General features: G+C 73.6%; 24 protein-coding genes. 13 read left to right on the top strand and 11 right to left on the bottom strand.

Going from position 1 to position 24,433, the window contains the following annotated elements; genetic code table 11:
• Window positions 1–9: 9 nt before the first annotated feature.
• On the bottom strand, window positions 10–885 hold the full coding sequence (locus tag ACIBBD_RS06005) for an undecaprenyl-diphosphate phosphatase (protein ID WP_399418063.1): 876 nt from the start codon (window positions 883–885) through the stop codon (window positions 10–12).
• A 350-nt stretch (window positions 886–1,235) separates the two neighbouring features.
• Between ACIBBD_RS06005 and ACIBBD_RS06000 the strand changes: the two genes are divergently transcribed.
• On the top strand, window positions 1,236–2,396 hold the full coding sequence (locus tag ACIBBD_RS06000; protein ID WP_399418062.1) for a Gfo/Idh/MocA family protein: 1,161 nt from the start codon (window positions 1,236–1,238) through the stop codon (window positions 2,394–2,396).
• A complete protein-coding gene (locus ACIBBD_RS05995; protein ID WP_399418061.1) occupies window positions 2,393–3,319 on the top strand; it encodes a PmoA family protein in 927 nt (308 codons plus the stop codon). Before ACIBBD_RS06000 ends, ACIBBD_RS05995 begins: the two co-directional genes overlap by 4 nt.
• Window positions 3,320–3,443: 124 nt before the next feature.
• On the opposite strand, the gene ACIBBD_RS05990 is transcribed toward ACIBBD_RS05995, so the two are convergent.
• On the bottom strand, window positions 3,444–3,917 hold the full coding sequence (locus tag ACIBBD_RS05990; RefSeq protein WP_399418060.1) for a winged helix-turn-helix transcriptional regulator: 474 nt from the start codon (window positions 3,915–3,917) through the stop codon (window positions 3,444–3,446).
• Between the two features lie 127 nt (window positions 3,918–4,044).
• On the opposite strand from ACIBBD_RS05990, the gene ACIBBD_RS05985 reads away from it, so the two are divergent.
• A complete protein-coding gene (locus ACIBBD_RS05985) occupies window positions 4,045–5,214 on the top strand; it encodes a thiolase family protein (RefSeq protein ID WP_399418059.1) in 1,170 nt (389 codons plus the stop codon).
• Between the two features lie 124 nt (window positions 5,215–5,338).
• Here the strand turns inward: ACIBBD_RS05985 and ACIBBD_RS05980 are convergent, their stop codons facing one another.
• Window positions 5,339–6,133, bottom strand: coding sequence for a TVP38/TMEM64 family protein (locus ACIBBD_RS05980; protein WP_399418058.1), 795 nt, complete (start codon window positions 6,131–6,133; stop codon window positions 5,339–5,341).
• 49 nt (window positions 6,134–6,182) lie between these two features.
• On the opposite strand from ACIBBD_RS05980, the gene ACIBBD_RS05975 reads away from it, so the two are divergent.
• From ACIBBD_RS05975 to ACIBBD_RS05965, 3 genes are all read left to right on the top strand, one after another.
• Entirely contained in the window at window positions 6,183–6,905 is a 723-nt protein-coding gene (locus tag ACIBBD_RS05975) for a DNA alkylation repair protein (protein WP_399418057.1), read from the top strand.
• Between the two features lie 382 nt (window positions 6,906–7,287).
• Complete coding sequence (gene tuf / locus ACIBBD_RS05970; protein WP_399418056.1) at window positions 7,288–8,469, top strand: elongation factor Tu; 1,182 nt, start codon at window positions 7,288–7,290, stop codon at window positions 8,467–8,469.
• 178 nt (window positions 8,470–8,647) lie between these two features.
• Window positions 8,648–9,439 carry a spermidine synthase gene (locus tag ACIBBD_RS05965; RefSeq protein WP_399418148.1) on the top strand — a complete coding sequence of 264 codons (792 nt, stop codon included), beginning with the start codon at window positions 8,648–8,650 and terminating at the stop codon, window positions 9,437–9,439.
• An 89-nt stretch (window positions 9,440–9,528) separates the two neighbouring features.
• On the opposite strand, the gene ACIBBD_RS05960 is transcribed toward ACIBBD_RS05965, so the two are convergent.
• Both ACIBBD_RS05960 and ACIBBD_RS05955 read right to left on the bottom strand, forming a co-directional pair.
• Complete coding sequence (locus ACIBBD_RS05960; RefSeq protein ID WP_399418055.1) at window positions 9,529–10,860, bottom strand: MFS transporter; 1,332 nt, start codon at window positions 10,858–10,860, stop codon at window positions 9,529–9,531.
• A 68-nt stretch (window positions 10,861–10,928) separates the two neighbouring features.
• Complete coding sequence (locus ACIBBD_RS05955; protein WP_399418054.1) at window positions 10,929–11,948, bottom strand: hypothetical protein; 1,020 nt, start codon at window positions 11,946–11,948, stop codon at window positions 10,929–10,931.
• Window positions 11,949–12,381: 433 nt separating this feature from the next.
• Here ACIBBD_RS05955 and ACIBBD_RS05950 point away from each other — a divergent pair, with 433 nt between their 5' ends.
• Window positions 12,382–12,819 (top strand): DUF4442 domain-containing protein, encoded by a 438-nt coding sequence (locus tag ACIBBD_RS05950; RefSeq protein WP_399418147.1) that lies wholly within the window; start codon window positions 12,382–12,384, stop codon window positions 12,817–12,819.
• A 246-nt stretch (window positions 12,820–13,065) separates the two neighbouring features.
• Here ACIBBD_RS05950 and galU read toward each other — a convergent pair whose 3' ends face one another.
• A complete protein-coding gene (gene galU, locus ACIBBD_RS05945) occupies window positions 13,066–14,019 on the bottom strand; it encodes a UTP--glucose-1-phosphate uridylyltransferase GalU (RefSeq protein ID WP_399418053.1) in 954 nt (317 codons plus the stop codon).
• 388 nt (window positions 14,020–14,407) lie between these two features.
• Here galU and ACIBBD_RS05940 point away from each other — a divergent pair, with 388 nt between their 5' ends.
• The gene (locus tag ACIBBD_RS05940) at window positions 14,408–16,279 is read left to right on the top strand and encodes an RICIN domain-containing protein (RefSeq protein WP_399418052.1); all 1,872 of its coding nucleotides are present in this window, start codon (window positions 14,408–14,410) and stop codon (window positions 16,277–16,279) included.
• A 135-nt stretch (window positions 16,280–16,414) separates the two neighbouring features.
• Window positions 16,415–17,095: a DedA family protein gene (locus ACIBBD_RS05935; protein ID WP_399418051.1), complete on the top strand. Its 681-nt coding sequence runs from the start codon at window positions 16,415–16,417 to the stop codon at window positions 17,093–17,095.
• Window positions 17,096–17,315: 220 nt separating this feature from the next.
• On the opposite strand, the gene ACIBBD_RS05930 is transcribed toward ACIBBD_RS05935, so the two are convergent.
• Complete coding sequence (locus ACIBBD_RS05930; RefSeq protein ID WP_399418050.1) at window positions 17,316–17,843, bottom strand: gamma carbonic anhydrase family protein; 528 nt, start codon at window positions 17,841–17,843, stop codon at window positions 17,316–17,318.
• 109 nt (window positions 17,844–17,952) lie between these two features.
• On the opposite strand from ACIBBD_RS05930, the gene ACIBBD_RS05925 reads away from it, so the two are divergent.
• Window positions 17,953–18,717 carry an acyltransferase gene (locus ACIBBD_RS05925; protein ID WP_399418049.1) on the top strand — a complete coding sequence of 255 codons (765 nt, stop codon included), beginning with the start codon at window positions 17,953–17,955 and terminating at the stop codon, window positions 18,715–18,717.
• A 1-nt stretch (window position 18,718) separates the two neighbouring features.
• Here ACIBBD_RS05925 and ACIBBD_RS05920 read toward each other — a convergent pair whose 3' ends face one another.
• Window positions 18,719–19,576 (bottom strand): EamA family transporter, encoded by an 858-nt coding sequence (locus tag ACIBBD_RS05920; protein WP_399418048.1) that lies wholly within the window; start codon window positions 19,574–19,576, stop codon window positions 18,719–18,721.
• Between the two features lie 105 nt (window positions 19,577–19,681).
• Here ACIBBD_RS05920 and ACIBBD_RS05915 point away from each other — a divergent pair, with 105 nt between their 5' ends.
• Window positions 19,682–20,254, top strand: coding sequence for a helix-turn-helix domain-containing protein (locus ACIBBD_RS05915; RefSeq protein WP_399418047.1), 573 nt, complete (start codon window positions 19,682–19,684; stop codon window positions 20,252–20,254).
• A gap of 43 nt (window positions 20,255–20,297) precedes the next feature.
• A complete protein-coding gene (locus tag ACIBBD_RS05910; protein WP_399418046.1) occupies window positions 20,298–20,852 on the top strand; it encodes a YbaK/EbsC family protein in 555 nt (184 codons plus the stop codon).
• A gap of 76 nt (window positions 20,853–20,928) precedes the next feature.
• Here ACIBBD_RS05910 and ACIBBD_RS05905 read toward each other — a convergent pair whose 3' ends face one another.
• Complete coding sequence (locus tag ACIBBD_RS05905; protein WP_399418045.1) at window positions 20,929–22,116, bottom strand: cation diffusion facilitator family transporter; 1,188 nt, start codon at window positions 22,114–22,116, stop codon at window positions 20,929–20,931.
• A gap of 62 nt (window positions 22,117–22,178) precedes the next feature.
• Between ACIBBD_RS05905 and ACIBBD_RS05900 the strand changes: the two genes are divergently transcribed.
• Window positions 22,179–22,538: an ArsR/SmtB family transcription factor gene (locus tag ACIBBD_RS05900; protein ID WP_399418044.1), complete on the top strand. Its 360-nt coding sequence runs from the start codon at window positions 22,179–22,181 to the stop codon at window positions 22,536–22,538.
• A gap of 13 nt (window positions 22,539–22,551) precedes the next feature.
• Here the strand turns inward: ACIBBD_RS05900 and ACIBBD_RS05895 are convergent, their stop codons facing one another.
• Together ACIBBD_RS05895 and ACIBBD_RS05890 are read right to left on the bottom strand one after the other, a co-directional pair.
• The gene (locus ACIBBD_RS05895; protein ID WP_399418043.1) at window positions 22,552–23,775 is read right to left on the bottom strand and encodes a 4-hydroxybenzoate 3-monooxygenase; all 1,224 of its coding nucleotides are present in this window, start codon (window positions 23,773–23,775) and stop codon (window positions 22,552–22,554) included.
• A gap of 248 nt (window positions 23,776–24,023) precedes the next feature.
• Entirely contained in the window at window positions 24,024–24,431 is a 408-nt protein-coding gene (locus ACIBBD_RS05890; protein WP_399418146.1) for a CoA-binding protein, read from the bottom strand.
• Between the last annotated feature and the right edge of the window lie 2 nt (window positions 24,432–24,433).

Here is a 24,433-nt window from a genome sequence, read left to right as displayed (position 1 = left end):
GGAGCGGGCTCAGCCCGCCGACTCGGCCGCGTGGGGGCTGAGGACACCCGCCATGACCAGGCCGATCAGCACGATGCCGAGGACGACGCGGTAGTAGACGAACGGCATGAAGGACTTGGTGCTGATGAACTTCATGAACCACGCGATGACCGCGTATCCGGAGACGAAGGCGATCACCGTCGCGAACGCCGTCGGCCCCCACTCCACATGGCCGCCCTCCATGGCGTCCTTCAGTTCGAAGGCACCGGAGGCCAGCACGGCGGGGATGGCGAGCAGGAAGGAGTACCGGGCCGCCGCCTCGCGCCGGTAGCCCATGAACAGGCCGCCGCTGATGGTGGCGCCGGACCGGGAGACGCCGGGGATGAGGGCGCAGGCCTGGCACAGACCGAAGATCAGGCCGTCCTTCACCCCCAGGTTGTCCAGGGTCTTGCGCTGCTTGGGCGCGCGATGGCGCCCGCCGTTCTCGTCGCGTGCCGCCAGGCGGTCGGCGATGCCGATGACGACGCCGACCACCACGAGCATGGTCGCGGTGACCCGCAGATCGCGGAACGGTCCCTCGATCTGGTCCTTCAGTGTGACGCCGAGCACACCGATCGGGATCGAGCCCACGATGACCAGCCAGCCCATCTGGGCGTCGTGGTCCTTGCGCATCGTCTTGTCGAACAGCGACCGGGTCCAGGCCGAGACGATCCGCCCGATGTCCTTGCGGAAGTAGATCAGCACCGCGGTTTCGGTGCCGATCTGGGTGATCGCCGTGAAGGCGGCGCCGGGGTCCTCCCAGCCCGAGAAGGCCGCGGTCAGCCGCAGGTGCGCGCTGGAGGAGACGGGGAGGAACTCGGTCAGCCCCTGGACGAGTCCGAGGATGAGGGATTCAAACCAAGACATGAGGTTACGGAGTCCAAGTGCCGATCGGAGAGGGGCGACGGACACGGCGGGCCGCCGCGCGCGGTGATCAAGTGGTGTGCCGAAGGCAGCGTAGCGTCCCTCGGCGACCGGCCGGGCACAGGGGTTTCGCAGGAGGCGGCGGAGGGGAAGCGTCCGCGGCGGCCGAGCAGGGCCGATGTGTTGACCGGCCGCCGGACGGCCGCTTACGTTGCTGCCGGAGAGAAAGCGCTTGCTGCGTCCTGGGCCGGGCGTGTGCCGTCCGGCGGACGCCGGCGCCCGGTCGCCCGCCGGCCCTGTCGCTCCGCCGCTCGGTTGTCCGGTCGTCCGTCGCAGGAGTGCTGATCACGCCCATGAACCCATCCGCCCCCGCTCCCGTCGCCGGCCGCCGTATCCGTGCCGCCGTCATCGGCACCGGTGCCATCGCCCGGGGCTCGCACCTGCCGGCCCTCAAGCAGCTCGAGGCCGAGGGGGAGAGCGAGGTCGTCGCGGCCGTCGACATCGACGCGGCCGCGGTGGAGGCCTTCTGCGCGGACGGCGGAATCCCGCACGCCTACACCGATCTGGAGCGGATGCTCGCCGAGCAGCGCCCCGACCTGGTGGCCATCTGCACCCCGCCGACCCTGCACCGCGAGCAGAGCGTGGCCGCGCTGCGGGCCGGCGCCTGGGTGTGGTGCGAGAAGCCGCCGGTGCCGACCCTCGCCGACTACGACGCCGTGCAGGCGCAGGAGGGAGCCGAGGGCGGCCCCTACGCCTCGATCGTCTTCCAGCACCGCTTCGGGTCCGGGGCCCGGCACGTGGGACGGCTGCTCGCCGAGCAGGCCCTCGGGCGCCCGCTCGTGGCGCACTGTCAGACGACCTGGTACCGCGACACCGCCTACTACGCCGTGCCCTGGCGCGGCCGCTGGCAGACCGAGGGCGGCGGCCCCGCCATGGGGCACGGCATCCACCAGATGGACCTGCTCCTGGACCTGCTCGGCCCCTGGAGCGAGGTGCGCGCCATGGCCGGCCGGCTCGTGCACGACGTGGAGACCGAGGACGTGTCCACCGCCCTGGTCCGCTTCGAGAGCGGCGCCATGGCCACGGTGGTGAACAGCGTCCTCAGCCCCGACGAGGTCAGTCGCATCCGCATCGACTGCGAGCACGCCACAGTCGAACTCACCCACCTCTACGGCCACTCCAACGCCGACTGGCGCATCACCCCCGCCCCGGACGTCCCCGGCGACCGGGCGGCCGCCTGGCAGGACTTCGGCGCGGACGTGCCCAGCTCGCACCTGGCGCAGCTGCGTGAGCTGGTCGCGAGCATGCGCGCCGGGGAGCGTCCGCGCAGCAGTGGCGCCGACGGGCGCACCAGCCTGGAACTGGTCACCGCGCTGTACAAGTCGGCGTTCACGGACGCGACGGTCAAGCGCGGTGAGATCGGGCCCGGCGACCCCTACTACACGGCGCTGCACGGCGGTGCCCCCGGCTGGGCGCCGGCCGCCGTGCCGGTGGACTCCGAGGTGTCCGCGTGACCGGTCTGCGTCTCGTCCACGCGCACGGGGAGCGCATCACCGTGACCGACCCGGCCACCGGTGTCGAACTGCTCGCCTACGTCTACCGGCCGGAGGCCGCCTGGGAGGCGCCGAGGCCGTACATCCACCCCCTGCGCACCCTCGCCGGGGACGTCGTCACCGACTACCGGCCCAACGACCACCGCTGGCACAAGGGCCTGTCGCTGACCGCCTCGCACCTCTCGGGCGCCAACCTGTGGGGCGGCAACAGCTATGTCCACGGGCAGGGCTACCTCGAACTCCCGGAGCGGGTCGGCTCGATGGCGCACGTCGGCTTCGACGAGGTCGTGGCCGAGGGTGACCGGGTCGTCGTCGCCGAGCGTCTGACGTGGCACCCGCACAGCGGCGAGCTGTGGGCCGAGGAAGCGCGCCGGATCGAGGTGCACGACGTCGACCGGGTCTGCGGCTCCTGGGCGCTGACCTGGACGAGCGCGATCACCAACCGCCGCGACGAGCCGCTGCGGTTCGGCAGTCCGACCACCGCCGGGCGGGAGATGGCCGGCTACACGGGCCTGTTCTGGCGCGGCCCGCGCGCCTTCCGGGACGGCCGTGTCATCGGGCCCGAGGGCGAGGGCCCCGAGCTGATGGGCTCGCAGGGCCCCTGGCTCGCCCTCTCCGGCGAGCACGACGGGACCGACGGTCACGCCACCGTCGTCTTCGCCCACGCCCCCGAGAACGACCACTCCGGTGCCGGGGGCGCCCACCCCGCCCACTGGTTCGTCCGCAACGAGCCCTTCGCGGGCATCGCCCCGTCCTGGGCCTTCTTCGACGAGCTGGAGCTCGCCCCCGGCGACACCCTCACCCGCCGCTACCGTGTCGTGGTCGCCGACGCGGCCTGGGAGCGGGAGGAGATCGCCGAGTACCTCCAGGCGCACCCGTGGTGAGGGAAACGGCGGTGCCTCGCCCGTCGCCCTGACGGCCCCGCGGTGGCTCCCGGGGAATGTCTTGTGCATCCTGCCGGGGGCGGGGCCCGGCGCGGGGGCGCGGGGGCTGGCCCCCAGGGCACGCCTAGGCCGCCGTCGGCCCCGTCACCGTCCATCCCGGGGCCTGGGGGTGGGCCGTGAGGTCCTCGTGGCGGACCCGGTCGCCGCAGGCCGCGCAGGTGACCACCGGCACCATCTCGTGGCCGCAGACGTGCTCGATCACCATGGGGCGGTCGTCGTCCCTGCGCAGATGGCGGTCGCCCCACGCCATGAGCGTCATCAGGACCGGCTCCAGTTCGAGCCCCGCCTGTGTGGGCCGGTACTCGAAGCGCTGCGGGCGCTCGCTGTAGGCGCGCTTGGTCAGGATGCCCGCGTCCACCAGGCGGCGCAGCCGGGTGGCCAGGACGTCGCGCGGGGCCCCGATGTTGCGCACCAGCTGATCGAAGCGGCCGTTGCCGAGGCACACCTCCCGCAGCACGAGCAGGGAGTACTTCTCACCCACGAGCGCCAGGGTGTCGGCGATGGAGCAGGGACGCGGGTCTTTGGTGGAGGCGGCCATGCCGTTCAGTCTAGGCGAGGGTTTGATTTTCCAACTTACAGAGCTATGGTGAGTTCAGATTTCCTACTCACCGGTAATCGCCGCGTCCGGCGGACCGGTACCGCCCGGCGGCCAAGGAGGCCCGCACATGCGTGACGCAGTCATCGTCGAAGCCGTACGCACCCCGATCGGCAAGGGCAAGCCGAACGGTTCGCTCGCCCACGTGCACCCCGTCGAACTCCTCGCCCACACCCTGCGCACCCTCGTCGAGCGCTCCGGCGTCGACCCGGCGTTGATCGACGACGTCATCGGCGGCACCGTCGACCAGGTCGGCGAGCAGGCCATGAACACCACCCGCTACGCCGCCCTGTCGGCGGGCTTCCCCGAGACGGTCCCCGCGACCACGGTCGACCGGCAGTGCGGCTCCTCCCAGCAGGCCGTGCACTTCGCCGCGCAGGGCGTCATCTCCGGCGCGTACGACCTCGTCGTCGCCTGCGGAGTCGAGTCGATGAGCCGGGTGCCGATGTGGTCGAACGTGCCGCCCGGCAAGGACCCCTTCGGCCCCGGCATCGCCGAGCGCTACCCCGAGGGCCTCGTCCCGCAGGGCATCAGCGCGGAACTCATCGCCGCCAAGTGGTCGATCACCCGCGAGCAGATGGACGCCTTCGCCGTCTCCTCCCATCACAGGGCGGCCGAGGCCTGGGGGAGGGGCCTCTTCGACGCGGAGACCGCACCCCTGGACGGCGTCTCGCGCGACGAGTGCGTACGGCCGGACAGCACGGCGGAGGTCCTCGCCGGTCTGAGGTCCGCCTACTACGACCCGGCCTTCGCCGAGCGGTTCCCGCAGATCGAGTGGAACGTCACGGCGGGCAACGCCAGCCCGGTCAACGACGGCGCCTCGGCCGTGCTGATCACCTCCGGCGAGACCGCCGCCCGCCTCGGTCTGCGCCCGCTCGCCCGCCTGCACAGCTTCGCCGTGACCGGCTCCGACCCGCTGCTGATGCTCACCGGCGTCATCCCGGCGACCGAGAAGGTGCTGCGCAGGGCGGGCCTGTCCCTCGACGACATCGACCTCTTCGAGGTCAACGAGGCGTTCTCCAGCGTCGTCCTGGCCTGGCGGCAGGAGACCGGCGCCGATCTCGCCAAGGTCAACGTGCACGGCGGCGCGATCGCGCTCGGTCACCCGCTCGGCGCGAGCGGGACCCGTCTGACGACGACCCTGGTGCACGCGATGCGCGAACGCGGCGCCCGCTACGCCCTGCAGACGATGTGCGAGGCGGGCGGACTGGCCAACGCGATGGTGCTGGAGTCCGTGTGACGGGTGCGGGCGGGTGATTCGTGCGGGCGGGCCACCCGCGCGGGCGGGCCACCCGCGTGCGCGGGTGATTCCGGGTGGGCCGGTGGGCCGGTGGGGGTCCGGTCCGTGTGATCCGTGGGCCGGGTCAGCGGGCCCGCAGGTGGTGGCGTTTGCGCCACGCCACCACCGCGCCCGCCAGCGCCGGCAGGGCGATGCCCGCCACCGCGATCAGGAAGACCGGGGAGGTCGGGGACGAGGCGCTGGCCCCGGCGACGACGTAGGCGGCCGTGTTCGGGATCGAGCCGAGCCCGGTCGCGGCCAGGAACGGCAGCCAGCCCATGCGCGAGACGGCGGCGCAGTAGTTCGCGGCCCAGAACGGCACTCCCGGGAACAGCCGGGCCGCCAGCATCGAGCGCAGCCCGTGCCGGCTCAACTGGCCGTCCGCGGCCTGCAGAAGCCGCCCTCGCAGGAGTGGCCGCAGCGCGTCCTGGCCGAGGATCCGGCCGAGTCCGAAGGCGAGCCCCGCGCCCAGCACGGTGCCCCCCAGTGCCGCGCCCAGGCCGAGCTGAGAGCCGAACAGCGCGCCGGCGGCCAGGTTCAGCAGCGGCCGCGGCACGAACGCCACCGTGCACAGCCCGTACGCGACCGCGAAGACGAGCGCCGCCGTGGCGCCGCCCAGTTGGGGCGGCCAGCCGTCCGCGAGCAGCTTCTGCGGTTCGAAGAGCAGCACGCTCGACGCGGCGGCCGCGAGCAGCGCGACCAGCAGCGAGAAACGGGACCACGGGGACAGCAGCACTCTCGTGCAGCGCGCGACGGGACCGGCGGGCGCGGGCGAGGGGGCGGCGAGGGCGGGCACGGAGACGGGGACGGCGAGCTCCGTCGCGGCGGCCCGGGGAGAGGCCGTGGCGGTGCCCCCAGAGCGGGTGGTGGCATCGAGCATCCGGCGACACTAACCGACACATGCGTGTGATCGCCGTATGGTTCGTCTCATGACCGTCACAGGTGCGGAAACGGTCGGTGTACCGCCCAGCGCACTCGCCGACGCCGTACTGGAGCGGCTGACCGCCGCTTACGCCGCCGGGGCCGATCCGGCCCGGGCGGCGGCCATGCGCGCGTACATGAAGGACGTGGCGCCCTTCCTGGGCCTGTCGACGCCCGAGCGGCGGACCCTGTCGCGTGCCGTCCTGGCGGGCACGCCCCGCCCCGACGAGACGGACTGCACGGCGATCGCCCTGCGCTGCTGGGCGCTGCCGCAGCGCGAGTACCACTACTTCGCCGTCGACTACCTCCGCCGGCACGTCGGACGCTGCGGCTCCGCGTTCCTGCCGGTGGCTCGCCACCTCGTCACCACCGTCCCCTGGTGGGACACCGTCGACCCGCTCGCCGCGCACGTCGTCGGCGCCCTCGTCGCCGCCGACCCCCGGCTCACCGCCGCGATGGACGCCTGGGTCGCCGACGACGACCTCTGGCTCGTCCGCACCGCCCTCCTCCACCAACTCCGCTCCAGGAAGAGCACCGACGCCGACCGCCTCTTCGCCCACTGCCTGCGCCAGGCCGGCCACCCGGACTTCTTCGTCCGCAAGGCGATCGGCTGGGCCCTGCGCGAGTACGCCAGGACCGACCCCGAGGCCGTCCGCGCCTTCCTGGACCGCGAGGGGCACCGGTTCGCGCCGCTGTCGGTGCGGGAGGCGCTGAGGAACATCGGGGCCTGAGCACGTCTCACGGCCGCCGACGGGGCGCCTCGTCGCCGGGGTGCCGGGGCTGCCGAAGTGGAAGGGGACCGCGAGGTGGTCGGCCAGGGCCCGGCCCTGTGGTGAAAACCATTCGACACCGGTCGAACCGTCGGCGAGGATCACTCGCATGTTCCGGTACGCCTTCCTCCTCGCAGCATCCGCCGTCGCGGATGCCCCGAAGGCTGCCGTCCCCGTTCTCGTGGCCGCTGTCGACGGCGCCCGAAGCTGACCCTCTCCGGATCGTCCGGCGGACCCCGCAGGGGGAGGGTCGGCGAGTTCCCAGGGGTCCCCGTCCCGGCCGGCGTCCCGCCGCAACCGGGGCCCTCACTCGGCACTTCCTGAGACGCTTCGAGGTATCGCCATGCCCAAGACGGCATACGTGCGCACCAAACCGCACCTGAACATCGGCACGATGGGCCACGTCGACCACGGCAAGACCACCCTGACCGCCGCCATCACCAAGGTCCTTGCCGAGCGCGGCGCCGGCACCTTCGTGCCCTTCGACCGCATCGACCGCGCCCCCGAGGAGGCGGCGCGCGGCATCACCATCAACATCGCGCACGTCGAGTACGAGACCGACACCCGGCACTACGCGCACGTCGACATGCCGGGCCACGCCGACTACGTCAAGAACATGGTCACCGGGGCCGCGCAGCTCGACGGGGCGATCCTCGTCGTCTCCGCGCTCGACGGGATCATGCCGCAGACCGCCGAACACGTCCTGCTCGCCCGGCAGGTGGGCGTCGACCACATCGTCGTCGCCCTCAACAAGGCCGACGCCGTCGACGACGGCGAGGACGCCGTGCTCACCGACCTCGTCGAGCTGGAGGTCCGCGACCTGCTCACCCGGCACGGCTACGGCGGTGACTCCGCGCCCGTCGTCCGGGTCTCCGGGCTGAAGGCCCTGGAGGGCGACCCGCGGTGGACGGCGTCCATCGAGGCGCTGCTCGACGCGGTCGACACCTACGTGCCGATGCCCGAGCGGTACGTGGACGCGCCGTTCCTGCTGCCCGTGGAGAACGTGCTCACCATCACCGGCCGGGGGACCGTCGTCACCGGCGCGGTCGAGCGGGGCACGGTACGGATCGGTGACCGGGTCGAGGTGCTCGGTGCCGGCCTGGACACCGTGGTGACCGGCCTGGAGACCTTCGGCAAGCCGATGGACGAGGCGCAGGCCGGGGACAACGTGGCGCTGCTGCTGCGGGGCGTGCCGCGGGACGCCGTCCGGCGGGGGCACGTGGTGGCCGCGCCGGGCAGCGTGGTGCCGCGACGGCGGTTCACGGCGCGGGTGTACGTCCTGTCGGCGGGGGAGGGCGGGCGCTCGACGCCCGTCGCCACCGGGTACCGGCCGCAGTTCTACATCCGTACGGCGGACGTGGTCGGGTCCGTGGACCTGGGGGAGGCCGCCGTCGCGCGGCCCGGGGACACGGTGGCCGTGAGCGTCGAGCTGGGGCGTGAGGTCCCCCTGGAGCCCGGGCTCGGGTTCGCCGTCCGCGAGGGCGGGCGGACCGTCGGAGCGGGGACGGTGACCGCCGTCGAGTGACGGCGGGGCGCCGTGCGCGGGGGCCGCGGGCCGGCTGTGGCCGGTCGCGCGGTCCCCGCGCGTCCCCGGGGGCGCTTCCCGGCGGGCGTGGCGGACGGGCTCGCCCCGGCACAATGGGACGGTGAACGACGAGCCCATACCCGTCACCCGAGCCGTCGACCACGGCACCGCCAAGCTGATGCCGGACGTCGACCGGGAGCGGGCGTGGCTGCTGACGGTCGACGGGGCGCCGCAGTCGTACGTCGACCTGGACGAGCCGACGTACCTGGAGTTCGAGTACGCGCGTCGGCTCGGGCACGTCCTGGACACCGTCGCCGAGGCGGGGCGGCCCCTGGACGTGCTGCACCTCGGCGGCGGGGCGCTCACCCTGCCCCGGTACGTGGCGGCGACCCGGCCCGGTTCCCGGCAGGACGTCGTCGAGGCCGACCGCGCACTGCTGGAGCTGGTGGCCGAGCACCTGCCGGTCCCGGCCGGCACCGGCATCACCCTGCACGCCGCCGACGCGCGGGTCTGGCTGGAAGCGGCCCCGGCCGACTCCGCCGACGTCCTCGTCGCCGACGTCTTCGGCGGCTCCCGCGTCCCCGCCCACCTGACGTCCCTCGCCTACGCCCGCCAGGCCGGACGCGTCCTGCGCGCCGACGGCGTCTACCTGGCGAACCTCGCGGACGCGGCGCCGTTCGCCTTCCTGCGATCCCAACTCGCCACCTTCTCGGCGGTGTTCGAGGAACTCGCGCTGATCGCCGAGCCGGCGGTGCTGCGTGGCCGCCGCTTCGGCAACGCGGTCCTCGTCGCCGCCCACCACCCCCTCGACATCACCCCCCTGGCCCGCCGCACCGCCTCCGACGCCTTCCCGGCCCGCGTCGAACACGGGCCCGCCCTGCGGGACTTCGTCGGCGATGCCCCGCCGGTGCGGGACGAGGAGGCGGTACCGTCACCCGTACCGCCCGAGGGCGCGTTCGGGATCGGCTGAGCCGGAGCAGGCGGACGCGGGTCGCCCACGGCGCCGGGTCGGGTACGGCGCCGGGGCGCGCTGTCCCGGCACCCGTTCCACCCGGTCTCCTAAGAGGTCGAGCCGCCGCGCACGGCGTCCGCCTCCCCGACGGCCGCCGCCGGGCCGCCCCCGCCCGCCGCGTCGTCCGGCGTGCCTCCGGCCACCGGCTTCGTGCGACGCGTCAGGTTCCGTACGTCGGGTACGCACAGGACCGCCGCCGTCACCAGGACGACCAGGACGGCGCACCCCCACAGCGAGGCCGTGCGGCCGAAGACGGACTCCGACGGGCCGGCCAGAGCCATCGCCAGGGGGACCAGGGCGACCGAGCCGAACCAGTCGTAGGCCGAGACGCGGGACAGCTTGTCCTCGGGGATCTCCTGGTGGAGAGCGGTCATCCAGGAGACGCCGAACACCTCGAGGGTGACACCGGTCAGGAACATCACCGCGCACAGGACACCGACGGGCGCGGGCACGGCGAGCGCGGCGGACGGCAGGGCCAGCGGGAAGACGCACAGAGTGCCGACGAAGAGCAGGCGGCGGGGTTTCCAGCGGGTCATCACGACGGCGCCGGCCACCGTGCCCGCGCCGAAGAAGCCGAGGGCAAGCCCCCACGGTCCCGCTCCGCCCAGATGGTCCCGGGCGACGAGGGGGCCGTACACCGCGTCGGCGGCTCCGACGACGGCGTTCGCGATGGAGAACTGGAGCACGATCCCCCACAGCCAGGGGCGGCCGCTGAACTCCCGCCAGCCCTCCCGGAGGTCGGCGAGCATGCCGCCGCCCCGCCCGCGCGCCGGGATGTGGCTCACGTCGAGGAAGGCGCGCAGGGCCCCGGCGCACGCGAACGCGGCGGCGTCCGCGGCCAGGACCCAGCCCGGTCCGGTCACGGCGACCATCGCGCCGCCGAGCGCCGCGCCGCCGAGGGCCGCGCCCTGCATCGCCATCCGGAACACCGCGAACGCCCGCCCGGCCTGCTCACCCTTTACGGAGGACATCAGCATGCCCTCCGCGGCCGGGCTGAAGAACGCCTGGCCGGTGCCGCCGAGGGCGGTCAGCAGCATCATCTGCCACAGCTGGGGTTCGCCCGCGAGCACGAGCGCGGCGAACGCGGCCTGGGAGAGGCAGTTGAGGGCGTTGGCCGCGACCATCACCCGGTGCCGTGGCAGCCGGTCGGCGACCGCGCCGCCGATCAGCAGGAACAGCACCAGCGGCAGCGTGCGGGCCGCGGCCACCAGACCGACGTCGCCGCCGTCGCCCCCCGTCTCGAGGACGGCGAACGCGGCGGCGATGAGGGCGCCCTGACTGCCGAGGCTCGTGATGAAGGCGGCGGCGGTCAGCAGGCTGTAGTTACGGCCCGCCCAGGCGGGTCTGCGCAGGCGGCGGGTGTCGGCGGCTGAGGTCACCGGCCGACTATGGCCGCCCGGACACCGATCTGCCAAACCGGTGACCCGCCGCTCCGCGGGGCCGGAGGTCAGCCCTCCGTGGGCTCGCCGTGCAGCCGCACGGTGCTGAGGATCTGCATGATCGTCGCGTTCGGCAGTTCGCCCTTCACGCCCTTGGCCGTGTACAGGTTCCAGGAGACGTAGTCGCCCTTGGAGTTCTTGAAGCCGAACGTGATCGCCTTGCCGTCGCTGGCGCACTTGCCCGTCTGGGGCGTGTTCGTCGACTGGGCCCACGCGTAGCTGCCCTTGATGCCCGAGGCGGTGGTGTAGGAAGTGGCCTTCTCGTCGAAGGAGATGCTCTTCTTGTCCGGCTGCGTGTAGCCGCCGAACACCCACCAGGCCGGCGTGTTGATCGCGATCTCGTCGGTGTTCTTGGCCCCTTCGGCACCCTTGGTGCCGACGATGGCGAGCGCGGTGTCGTCGGTCTTGCCGTCCTTGTCGTCGTCCTCCGTGCACCACTTCGACTTGTACTCGGCGGTGCCCGACTGGATGATCGAGTCGTAGCCGTCGGGCTGCTCCTTGTCCTCCCACTCGAAGCCCTGGCTGAGCGTCGGAGACTGGACCTCCCAGTCCGCCGGCACGTCGAAGGCGACGCCCCGCTTGGGGTTCACCACGACCTTCCAGCCCGCCACGGTCGGCTGCAGCGTCTCGGTGGCGCGCGGGTTGTCGTCCGTGCCGGTCGACGACGAGGCCGAGCCGCTCGGCTCGGTGGACACGGTGGGGCTCTTGCTGCCCTTGCCGGTCACCTCGACCGGATCCTCGTCGCCGCCGAGCACCAAAAACCCGGTGACGCCTGCGGCCACGACGACGGCCACGGCCGCCACGATCGCGATCAGCTTCGTCCGGTTGCCACCGCCTCCTCCACCGGTCTGCGGCGGGCCCGCGGGCGCCGGGGTGCCCCACTGCGCCGTCTGCGCGTAGGGGTTGGGCTGCGGTGGGAAGCCCGGTTGCTGATAGGGATTCGGCTGCTGGTATCCCGGCTGCTGGTACGGATTGTTCTGCGCCTGCGGGTTCTGCTCTCCCCCGGGCGGCTGCTGTCCTGGCCACATGGCCAGAAACCCTAGTGCCGCCAGGGACACGTTTCGGTCACCACCCCTTGTCAGGGACGTACCGAATCAGGACGTGGCGGGCGTGAGCACGCGCACGTCGTCCCGATCTGACGGACGGCCGCGTCCGGGTCCCGGTCGCCGACCCCCGCGGCACCGGGGAACGACCACGAGGCCGGGTCTCGGTCCGGGGTCTCGAGGGCGAACCAGGTGGCCCTGTCGTGGGAGTCGCACCCGCCCTTCTCGGGCCGCCCCGGAGGACCGCGAGGCGGCGACGCTGCCGGTGAGGCCGGAGATGGTGAAAGAGGGTGCCGGACCGGTGATCGCCAGGGGGCCGGGGGAGCGGGCGCCGGGCAGCCGGCGTACGGCGATCGGCACACCGCTCTGGCGGGTGCTGCTACTCGTGGGTAACATCGCCCTCATGAGCGCAGACCAGATGTCCATCGGCGAGATGCTCGCCGCCACGGTGCCCATGGCCCGGACCCTGAACCTCGAGTTCCTCGAGACCAGCCCGGAGAAGGCCGTGGTGGCCCTGCCGGACCAGAGCGAGTACCACAACCACGTGGGCGGGCCGCACGCCGGGGCGATGTTCACGCTCGGCGAGTCCGCCAGCGGCGCGATCGTCCTCGCCGCCTTCGGCGACCAGCTCTCGCGGGCCGTGCCGCTCGCCGTCAGCGCCGAGATCGCGTACCGGAAGCTCGCGATGGGCGCCGTCACCGCCACCGCGACCCTCGGCCGCCCGGCCGCCGAGGTCGTCGCCCAGCTCGACGCGGGCGAGCGCCCCGAGTTCCCGGTGACGATCGAGATCCGCCGGGGCGACGGGGCGGTGACCGGCGAGATGACCGTGGTGTGGACCCTGCGCCCCAACGGCTGAGCCGGATCCGGCGTACGGGCTGGGGTGCGGCTCTCGCCGGGTGCGGCTGAGTCGGAACCGGTGTCCGCGCCGGGGTGCGGCACTCCCTCCCCGAGCCAGGGCGGCCCCGTCCGCGTCCGGCCCGCCCGCATCAGGCCCCGTCCGCCGTGGCGCAGGCCCCATGGTGTCCGCCGTGGCGCAGGCCCCACGGTGTCCGCCGTGGCGCCAGGCCTCGACGGCGTCCGCCGCGAGAGCGGGGCCCCTTCGTCACGCCGCCAGTCGTTCGTGCCCCGTGCGCTCCTCCGCCTGCTCCAGTCCGGCAACGAACTCCTTGAGCCAGGCCACGAATCCGGGCCCGAGGTCGGGGCGGTCGCAGGCCAGGCGGACCACCGTGCGGAGGTAGTCGGCCTTGTCGCCGGTGTCGTAGCGGCGGCCGGAGAAGACGACGCCGTGTACGGTGCCGCCCGCGGCCAGTTCCTGGAGGGCGTCGGTGAGCTGGATCTCACCGCCGCGGCCCGGCGCGGTGCGCTCGAGGACGTCGAAGACGGCCGGGTCGAGGACGTAGCGGCCGATGACGGCGTACCGGCTCGGTGCCTCCTCGCGGGCGGGCTTCTCCACCAGGCCGGTGACGCGGACCAACCCCTCCTCCCCGGAGGGCTCCACCGCCGCACAGCCGTAGAGGTGGACCTGCTCCGGCGGGACCTCCATCAGCGCGACCACGCTGCCGGCGTACCGGTCGCGGACCTCCAGCATCCTGCTGAGCAGCGTCTCGCGCGGGTCGATGAGGTCGTCGCCCAGGAGGACGGCGAACGGCTGGTCGCCCACGTGGTGGCGGGCGCACAGCACCGCGTGGCCGAGGCCGAGCGGGTCGCCCTGCCGGATGTGGTGGATGTCGGCCAGGCGGGCCGGGTCGCGCACCGCGTCCAGTCGCACGGTGTCGCCCTTGGCCGCGAGGGCCTGCTCCAGTTCGAAGGCGTGGTCGAAGTGGTCCTCGATGGCCCGCTTGTGGCGGCCGGTGACCATCAGGACGTCGTCCAGGCCGGCCGCGGCGGCCTCCTCGACGACGTACTGGATGGCCGGCTTGTCGACGACCGGGAGCATCTCCTTCGGGGTCGCCTTCGTCGCGGGCAGGAAGCGGGTGCCGAGGCCGGCCGCCGGGACGACCGCCTTGCGGACGACGCGGGCGGACGGGGTGACGGGGGAGGAGTGGGGGGCGTTCATGGCGACCAGGGTGGACCACGGGGATGGGAGAACCCCGGGAGTCACCTCGGAGACGCCTGTGGGACGGGCGCGCAGGAGGACATTCGGTGTGTCAGCCGCCTTTGCCCGCACACGAGTTGGCGGCGGTACTCCGGTGACATTTTCGAATGGGGGTACGGATACCGCCGGTAACTTATCTGTACAGCGCTTGCTTTGAATCGAGGCCGCTCGAACTCCTTGTTTCCTGTGAGGCGTGTGTGCGAAGGTGAGCCTCCCCGCGGGCCGGTCGGATCGGACATCGGAGCTGGTCAGGCCAGAAGTACGCACCAGTCAACGCACCCAATCAGGCACTTGCTTTCCGGCGAAGGCGTATTGCGCGTGCCGCTCGTCGGCGGAAGGAAATGGTTCCGTGCAGCCCCCCAACCCCCCACGCCCGCCCTACCCGCCCCGCCCCGGATGGGTCCCCGGCGATTCCGACCGCGACCTCGCCGCCCGGCTCGGCACGGACGGCAACGCCCGCGCCGTCGCCCTGCTGCTGGCCCGGCACTGGCGGGCCGCGCACGACTACGCCACCGTCTGTCTCGCCGGACCCGAGGACTCGGGGCGGCTCGTGGCCGCCGCCGCGTTCCACGAGGTGTTCGGGCGGCTGGCGAACGGCCGCACCGACGGCGCCCTGCGCCCCCAGCTCCTCGTCACCGTGCGCGACACGGTTCGCGCATGGGCCGGGGCGGAGGGTGTGGTCGCCGTCCTGCCGGAGCTGCGCAAGACCGTCGGTGGCCGCGGACTGCGCGCCGCGCGGCCCGCGACACCGGAAAGGCGACAACTCGCCGAGCGCGCTTTCCGGTCCCTGCCGGCCGCCTCCCAATGCCTCCTGTGGCATACGGAGGTCGAGGCCGAGCCCATAACCGTACCGGCCGGTCTGCTGGGCGTGGACGACATCACCGCGGCGGCCGGTCTGGAACGCGCCCGCGAGCAATTCCGCAATGGCTGCGTACGCGCCCACCGGGAACTGGCGCCGACGACCGAATGCCGCTTCTACAACCGCCTTCTCGACGTTCCCCTGCGCCGCGGCGGAACGCTGCTGCCCGATGTCCGGCAGCATCTCGCCCAGTGCCGCCACTGCCGTCACGCCGCCGAACAACTCAGCCATTTCGACGACGGTCTGGACGTCCTCCTCGCCGAGACCGTCCTCGGCTGGGGCGCCCGCCGCTACCTCGACTCCCGCCCCGGACGCGCGACCGCCGAGGCCGGCGCCCGGTCCGCCCGGCCCTCGGCGGTACGCCCGGTCGGCGGCCGCCACCGCACCACCTCGGCCGGTCTGCTCGACCTGCCCGGCCGGCGCTCCAAGGCCGTGCTGGTCGGCGTCGGCCTGACCTCCCTCGCCCTGCTCGCGACCGTGCTCGTGGCCCGCGGCTGGTCCGAGGACAACGGTGTCGCCGACCCCCGGGCCACCTGGGGCGCACCCGCCGGCGGCACCGGCCCGGGCATCCCCGACGACCCTGCCGCCACCGGCTTCTCCACCGGCTCCACCGGCTCCTCCACCGGCTCCTCCTCGGCGGCCTCCGCCGCCCGCCCGGCCGGCACCGCCCACGGCAGACTGCGCAGCACCGCCGAGGACCTGTGCCTCGACACGGCCGACGGGCGGATCGAGGCCGGTGCCCCGGCCGTCCTGGCGGCCTGCTCCTCGGCCCCCTCGCAGCAGTGGTCGTACCAGGAGGACGGGCTGCTGCGCAGCACCACCGCCCCGGCCCTCTGCCTGGCCGCCGACCCGGACCGCGCGACAGCCGCCCTGGACGGGTGCGTGGTGCACGCGGGTGAGGTCTTCTTCGACCTGACCGTCCGCGGGGAGCTCCTGCTGCGGCGGAGCGACGGCGGCCAGGTCGTCGCGCCCGGCACGGGCCGGTCGCGGACGGACGTCGTCGTCGCGGACCGGGACGGCTCCGAGGGGCAGCGGTGGGTGTTCGACGCGGCCGTCGCGGCGAAGGGCGCGCCCCTTCCGGACGGGAACGACCCGGTGCGACCGTCCCTCCCGGCACCGGCCCCGGAGCGGCCGGCACCGCCCGGCGTCCCGGCACAACCCCGCGACACCGTACCGTCCCCGCCCCCGGCCGCCTCTGTGCCGCCCGCCGCCCCGGAGTACGAGCAGCGGTTCGCGCGGGTGGGATGCTGCGAGGCGACCGATCCGGGCGGGTCGGCCGGCTCCCGCTCCGGGCCGGCCGGCGCGCTCGACGACGTGCTGAGTGCCACTGTCACGGGAGTGACGACGGCCCTCGGCCGGTGAGGAGGGGGCCGTCCTCCCGGATCGAGCCGGGTGCACCGGCCGACCCGGTAGGCTTCCCGTGCGCCCGCTCGCGGCGCGCGCTGGTGGTACCGGGGCAGACCCGGGAACAGCGAAGCCAATCGGGAGGAATCGGCGGTGCACGTCCAGGAGTGGCTCGAGGCCGTACCCGCGGTCAGTATCTACGCGCTGGTCGGTCTGGTCATCGGTCTGGAGAGCCTGGGCATCCCGCTGCCGGGCGAGATCATCCTCGTGTCCTCGGCGCTGCTCGCCTCCCAGCACGGCGAGATCGACCCGTTCGTCCTCGGCACCTGCGCCACCGCCGGCGCGGTGATCGGTGACTCCATCGGCTACGCCATCGGCCGCAGGGGTGGACGCCCGCTGCTGGCCTGGCTCGGGAAGAAGTTCCCACGGCACTTCGGCGAGGCGCACATCGCCACGGCGGAGCGGTCCTTCGAGAAGTGGGGCATGTGGGCCGTCTTCTTCGGCCGCTTCATCGCCCTGCTGCGCATCTTCGCGGGCCCGCTCGCCGGCGTGCTGCGCATGCCGTACTGGAAGTTCTTCATCGCCAACGTCCTCGGCGGGATCCTGTGGGCGGGCGGTACGACGGCCGTCATCTACTACGTCGGTGTCGTCGCCGAGTCCTGGCTGAAGAGGTTCTCCTGGCTGGGGCTGGTGGCGGCCGTCCTCATCGGCCTCACGTCGATGCTGGTGCTCAAGCGCAAGGCCAAGAAGATGCAGGGCGCCGAGCAGGAGCCCGTCGTGGACGCGGAGAAGGAGCCCGCCGTGGAAGCGGAGAAGGTGCCCGCCGCCGAGTAGCCGGGTGCGGGCCGCCCGCCCCGGGGCCTGTCCGGCATGATCCGCCGGACAGGCCCTAAGAGCTCCGGACAAAAGGAGCGCCCGGCTCGCGGCGTCCGGCACGCACGCTCGCCGCGTTGCCGGAAGGCCCTGGTAGCTCCGCTGCGAGGACCTTCCGGCGCCTTGCGATCGCACGCACCGGACGCCGCGAGCTGATCGGACTCCCCTTTTGTCCGGAGCCCTAAGCGTGAACCTCCCGGTGTGCCTTGGCCAGGTCCGCGTACAGCGTCCCGTTCAGCGTGAGACCCTGCCGTTCCTCCTCGCTCAGCTCCCGCCTGACCTTGGCGGGCACCCCCGCCACCAGGGACCCCGGAGGCACCTGCATCCCCTGCGGCACCAGCGCCTGCGCGGCGACCAGTGAACCCGCACCGATCACCGCGCCGTTCAGCACCGTCGCCCCCATCCCGATCAGGCAGTCGTCGCCCACGGTCGCCCCGTGGACGACGGCGTTGTGGCCGACGGAGACCCGCTCGCCGATCGTGACGGGGAAACCGGGGTCGGCGTGAAGGGTGCAGTTGTCCTGGATGTTGCTCCGCGCGCCGACCGAGATCCGCTCGACATCGCCGCGGACCACCGCGCCGTACCACACGCTCGCGCCCGCTTCCAGGGTCACGTCCCCGATCACCGAGGACGTGGGCGCCACGAAGGCCTCCTCGTGGATGTCGGGTTCCCTGCCGCCGATGCCCGTGATCAGCGCCTTGTGCGTCATCACCGTCTCCTCTTCGCCGCGGTACACCGGCACCGTACGCCACCCGGTGGGGTGAAGATCACAGGGCTGGCGCGTCCTGGGGGCGGTGCCCGCTGAGTACCGTGAGCGGGTGCCGAAGCGCAAGAACACGTTCTCATCATGGCGGCGCCGCCTCGCGCAGCGCGCGGTCCACGCGGGCTGGGCCTGGGTCCAGCGCACCGGCTCGGTCACCGCCGAGCACCCCGGCCGCTTCCGCTTCGGCGCGATGGGTACCGGTACCCGGCTCGCCTTCCCGCTCGGCACGGTCTTCGGTGAACCCTGGATCCACCTCGGCGCGCACTGCATCGTCGGCGAGCAGGTCACACTGACGGCCGGTCTGATGCCCGACCTCGACCTCGGCCCCGACCCGATCCTGCGCATCGGCGACGGGGTGGTCCTGGGCCGCGGCAGCCACGTCATCGCCGACACCACGGTCACCATCGGCAGTGACTGCTACTTCGGGCCGTACGTCTACGTGACCTCCACCAACCACTCCTACGACGACCCGCACGAGCCCATCGGGAAGCAGTGGCCGCGGATGGAGCCCGTGGAGATCGGGACGGGGTGCTGGATCGGCACCGGGGCCGTCATCCTGCCGGGGGCGCGGATCGGGCGGAACGTCGTCGTGGCGGCCGGGGCCGTGGTGCGCGGGACCGTGCCCGACCACGCGGTGGTGGCGGGGGCGCCCGCCCGGGTCGTACGGCGTTGGACGCCCGCCGAGGGCTGGCAGCCGCCGCTGCGCACTCCGCCGCCGGTGCCGATCCCCGACGGGGTCACCTCGGACCAGCTGGTGGCGCTGTCGGGGCTGGACGAGACGTCGGCGGCGCGGCTGGCCGAGCTGGAGCCCGAGGGCTGACTCAGCCCGTCGCCAGCAGCACCGTGCCCACCAGGGCCAGACCCGCGCCCGCCGCCTGGATCGCGCGCAGCCGCTCACGCAGGAAGCCGCGGGCGGCCAGGGCGGTCACCACCGGGTAGAGCGAGGCGAGCACGGCGGCCACGGTGACCGGGCCGTGCTGGGCGGCGATCGCGTACGTGCCGTTCGCGGCGACGTCGGCCAGCCCGACGAAGGCGAACGCCGGCAGCGCTCTCCGGGGCAGCCCCTGCCCGGAGAGCGCGGGCGCCCCGCGCCGTACGGCGACGTACAGGGCCGCGCCACCCACGGCGACGTTGGTCACGCGCTGCACGAAGAGGGCGAGGAGGAGGCCGGTGACGGTGGTCGAGGCCTCGGTGATCAGGGTGAACACGGCGCCGAAGCCGAGGGCGGCGACCAGGGTGAGCAGAACGGCCCGGCGCTGCACCGGGGCACCCCGCAGCTGCGGGCCGCCCGCCAGGACGACGCCGAGCACCGCGACCGCGATGCCCGCCACCTGGATCAGCCCCGGGCGCTCGCCGAGGAACAGGCCGACCGAGACCGGCACGGCCACGCTCAGGGTGGCCAGCGGGGAGACGACCCCCATCGGACCGAGCGCCAGCGCCTGGTAGAAGCAGAGCAGCGCGACCGGGCCCACCACGCCGGCCGCGACCGCGAACCAGAGGCGGGGACCGGCCTCGCTCCAGCCGCCGGTGGCGAGCACGACCGCGCCCAGGACGACCGCCGCGATCGTCTGGGAGACGACGACCACCGTCAGGGCCGGGGTGCGCCGCGTCAGCAGCCCGCCGCCGAAGTCGGCCAGCCCCCACAGAAGGCTCGTGGCCAGGGCGAAGAGTGCTGTCACGGAAGCCTCGCAGTACAGTTCGGTGCACGATCGGGTACACCACACCGTAGTGCAGGACAGTGAACCCTGTCATCCAGCATATTGGACTCCAGAAGTGGACGGAACGTGTCGGACCTCGACCTGCTGACCCAGTCCCTGGCGCGCAACGTCAAGCACTGGCGGGCGGTGCGCGGCTTCACCCTGGACGTGCTCGCCGCCCGGGCCGGTGTCAGCCGGGGAATGCTCATCCAGATCGAGCAGGCCCGCACCAATCCGAGCATCGGCACGGTGGTGAAGATCGGGGACGCGCTCGGCGTCAGCATCACCACCCTGCTCGACTACGAGCGGGGGCCGAAGGTCCGCGTGGTCCCCGCCGAGCGGGCCGTACGGCTGTGGCACACCGACGCCGGAAGCTACAACCGGCTCCTCGCGGGCACGGAGGCGCCCGGACCGCTGGAGATGTGGGACTGGCGGCTGATGCCGGGCGAGAGCAGCCCGTCCGAACCCCATCCCGACGGCACCGTCGAGCTGGTCCATGTCACCGCGGGCGAGCTGACGCTCACCGTGGAGGGCGAGGAGTACCGCGTCCCGGCCGGCGCCAGCGCCTCCTTCGAGGCCAACGTGCCGCACCGGTACGGCAATCGCGGTGACCTGCCGATGGAGATGGTGATGGCCGTCTCGGTGCCGCCCGTGCACTGAGACGTCGGTACGACGGGCGGGCGGACCTTGTTACCGTGCGGCCATGGACGCACCCATCGGCCGCTTCGACGACCCCCGCCCCGCCCCCGACTGCCTCGACGAGCTGACCCGCCCGGTCGCCGACGCCGTACGCCAATGGCGCGGCAGCGTCCCCGCCGACCAGATCGTCTACGTCGACACCGACCCGCGGTGGGCCGACACCGCCACATTCGTCGAGCACTACGGGCAGGAACTGCTGGAGCAGTCGGCGAACTGCGTCGTCGTCGCGGCCAAGCGCGGCGGCGAGACCACCCTCGCCGCGTGTGTCGTGCTCTCCACCACCCGGGTCGACGTCAACGGCGTGGTGCGCCGCCGGCTCGACGCCCGCAAGGCGTCGTTCGCCCCCATGGACACCGCCGTGGGCGAGACCGGCATGGAGTACGGCGGCATCACGCCCCTCGGGCTGCCCGAAGCCTGGCCGGTGCTGGTGGACTCGGCCGTCGTCGACCTGCCGTACGTCCTGGTGGGCAGCGGGCGCCGGCGCGGGAAGCTGCTGGTGCCGGGGAAGGCGCTCGCCGAACTGCCGGGCGCCGTGGTGCTGGAGGGGCTCGGCGTCTGACGGGCGCCGCGGATACGGAAGGGCGCGGCGTCCGAAGGGCGCGGTGGTGCCGGAAGGGCTCGGCGTCCGACGGGCGTCACGCCCTCGCGTGGTGGGCGAGCGTCAGGTGCGGGTCGGCCTGGCCGGGCGCCGGTGCCGGGTCGGCGTGGACCAGCGCGGCCGTCAGCCGCGGTACGGCGTGCAGCAGGGCGTGTTCGGCGTCCACGGCGATCGCGTGCGCCTGCCGTACGGTCGCCTCGCCGTCCACGACGACCGCGACCTCGGCGCGCAGCCGGTGCCCGATCCAGCGCAGCCGCAACTCGCCCACCCCGCGCACCCCTTCGACCGCCCGCAGCGCCCGCTCGGCCCGGTCCACCAGCGCCGGGTCGACGGCGTCCATCACCCGCCGGAACACCTCCCGTGCCGCGTCCCGCAGCACCAGCACGATCGCCGCCGTGATCGCCAGCCCCACGACGGGATCCGCCAGGTGCCACCCCAGTGCCGTTCCTGCGGCGCTCAGCAGCACGGCCAGGGAGGTGAAGCCGTCGGTGCGGGCGTGCAGCCCGTCGGCGACCAGCGCGGCCGAGCCGATCGCGCGGCCGACGCGGATGCGGTAGCGGGCGACCCACTCGTTGCCCGCGAAGCCGACGAGCGCGGCCACCGCGACGGCGGGCAGGTGCTCCACGGGCCGGGGGTCCAGCAGCCGGTCCACGGCCGTCCACCCGGCGAAGGCCGCCGACGCGGCGATGGTCAGCACGATGACCAGGCCCGCGAGGTCCTCCGCCCGCCCGTAGCCGTAGGTGAAGCGGCGGGTGGCGGCCCGCCTGCCCAGCACGAACGCGATCCCCAGCGGTACGGCGGTCAGCGCGTCCGCCGCGTTGTGCACCGTGTCGCCGAGCAGCGCCACCGAGCCGGAGGCCACGACGACGACCGCCTGCGCCAGCGCCGTCACGCCCAGCACCGCCAGCGAGACCCACAGCGCGCGCATGCCGCGGGCCGAGGACTCCAGGGCCCGGTCCAGTTTGTCGGCGGTCTCGTGGGAGTGCGGGGTGAGGAGGTGCGAGAGGCGGTGGCGCAGACCGGGGGAGGGGCGGTGGCGCGGAGGGCCGAGCCGGTGCCGGGGCTCGTGGTGCCCGTGCCCGTGTCCCTGGCCGTGCTCGTGCCGTCGGTGTCCGTGCCCGTCCTTGTGCTGCCGGTGTCCGTGTTCGGGCCCGTCCTCCTGGTGCCCGGGGTGCTCGTGTCCGTGTTCGTGTCCGTGCTCGTGGTGGTCGTGCCGTTCGCTCACGTCGGTCCCCTTCCGGTGCGCCGGGGTGGACGGGGGTCCGCCCACTCCGCCATTATGTGCGTATGAGCGCACGCATGCACCTGTCACCTGCGCATCATGCGCACCCGCGCAGCCCCGGCGAGGAACAGTTCGCCCTCGCGGCCGAGCTGCTCGCCCTGCTCGGCGACCGCACCCGCCTCACCCTGCTGCACGCCCTCACCTCCGGTGAGGCGGACGTGACGACACTGACGGAGGCGTGCGGGGCGGCTCGGCCCGCGGTCAGTCAGCACCTGGCGCGGCTGCGGCTGGCCGGGCTGGTGACCACCCGCAAGGAGGGGCGGCGGGTGGTCTACTCGCTGCGCGACGGCCACCTGCGCCGCCTCGTCGACGAGGCGCTCAACGTGGCCGACCACCGGCTCGGCGACCAGCCGCCGCACGACTGAGGCGGCACCCGGGTCAGTACCGCTCCGCCGTCCCGAGGTACTGCTCCGCGAACGCGGCGGCCGCGGCCGGCGAGGTGAACAGCCGGCGCAGCCGGGCGAGCGCGGTGCCCGTGCGGAACGGATCGCCCGCGGCGGTGCCGTGGTACACCTCGGAGAGCCACTGCGAGAACTCCTGGTAGTCCCACACCCGGCGCAGACACGCCTCCGAGTAGCCGTCCAGGCCGTCGCCCTCACCCTTCGTCAGACACGCGACCAGGGCGTCGCCGAGCAGGAAGGCGTCGTGCAGGGCGAGGTTCATGCCCTTCGCGGCGATGGGCGCGACCAGGTGGGCCGCGTCCCCGGCCAGGAACAACCGCCCGTGGGCCATCGGCTCGACCACGTAGTCGTGCATGTCCAGCACGCGCTTCTCGATCAGCCGCCCCTCGGTGAGCGGCGGTACGCCGGCCGCCCCCAGGCGTTCGTGGAGTTCGGCCCAGACACGCTCGTGGGGCCAGTTCTCCGGGTCGTCGCCGGGCGGGCACTGGAGGTAGTAGCGGGTGACCTCGGGACTGCGGGCCATGTGCCCGGCGAACCCGCGCGGGTGGATGCCGAACAGCACGCAGTCGCAGGACGGCGGTGCCTCGGCGAGCAGCGCCAGCCAGCCTATGCCGTAGTCGTGCCGCGCGATCCGCGCCCGCTCCGGCACCAGCGCGGCCCGGCTGACCCCGCGCGCCCCGTCCGCGCCCACGACGAAGTCGCAGCGCAGCACCCGCCGTTCACCCGTCTCGGGGCAGGTGTACGACACCGACGGGCGGTCCGTGCCGAGGTCGTGCAGGGCCACGTCGCGCACGGCGAAACGGGCGTCCCCGCCGCGCACGTCGACGTACTCGTGGACGAGGTCCGTCACCAGCAGCGGCTGCGGGTAGACGAAGTGATGGCGGCCCGTCAACTCACCGTAGGGGAAGCGGTACCGCTCGCCGCCGAAGCGGAACTCGCAGGCGGTGTGGAGCTGGGCGCGCTCCAGCAGGTTGCCGGCCAGACCGCGCCGTTGGAGCCCGCGCACGGCCCATTCCTCGATGACCCCGGCGCGGGGCCGGCCTTCGACGAACTCACGGGTCTCGGTCTCCAGCACCACGCAGTCGACGTGCGCGGCCCGCAGGACGTTGCCCACCGTCAGGCCGGCGGGTCCGGCACCCACGACGACGACCGGAACGTGCTGCGGCGAGCGGGAGTCGGGGTGGGGCGGGGTGGTGGTCACCCGCACATTATGGGTGCCCCCCGCAGGGGTGTCAGTGCGCCGGCGGCGGCGCTCTGGACCCCGCGCATGCGCCGTCGGAGGGCGCGCGGGCGGCCCGGCAGCCGGGCCGGCCACCACCACCTTCTCCGCGCCGTTTTCGGTCGGAGCCGATGACGGATCCGACCGACGTCCCCACCACCCCGATCAGCCCGATCAGTCCGACATCCGGCGCAGGCCGCCCGGGCTCTCTGCGGATGTCCGGTGGGACATCAGCGCAGGCGGGGAACCTCGATCGCCGGGCAACGGTCCATCACCATGTCCAGGCCCGCCGCACGCGTGCGGTCGTAGGCGGCCTCGTCGACGACACCCAGCTGGAACCAGACCGCCTTGGCGCCCTTGGCGACCGCCTCGTCCGCGACGGCTCCCGCGAGGTCGCTGTTGACGAACACGTCGACGACGTCCACCTCGAAGGGGATGTCCGCGAGCGAGGCGTACCCCTGCTCCCCGTGCACCGTCTCCGCCTTCGGGTGGACGGGCACGACCCGCTTGCCGAAGCGCTGGAGCACCTCGGCGACGCCGTACGCCGCGCGCTGCCTGTTCGTCGACAGGCCCACCACCGCCCAGGTGTCGCCGAGTCCGGTGAGGATCCTGCGGATCGTTGCCTCGTCGCCGTACACCG

Origin of the sequence: Streptomyces sp. NPDC051315, from assembly GCF_044455165.1 — a bacterium.
In the GTDB taxonomy this organism is placed as follows: Bacteria; Actinomycetota; Actinomycetes; order Streptomycetales; family Streptomycetaceae; genus Streptomyces.
This window is presented reverse-complemented; position numbering and strand designations above follow the sequence as displayed.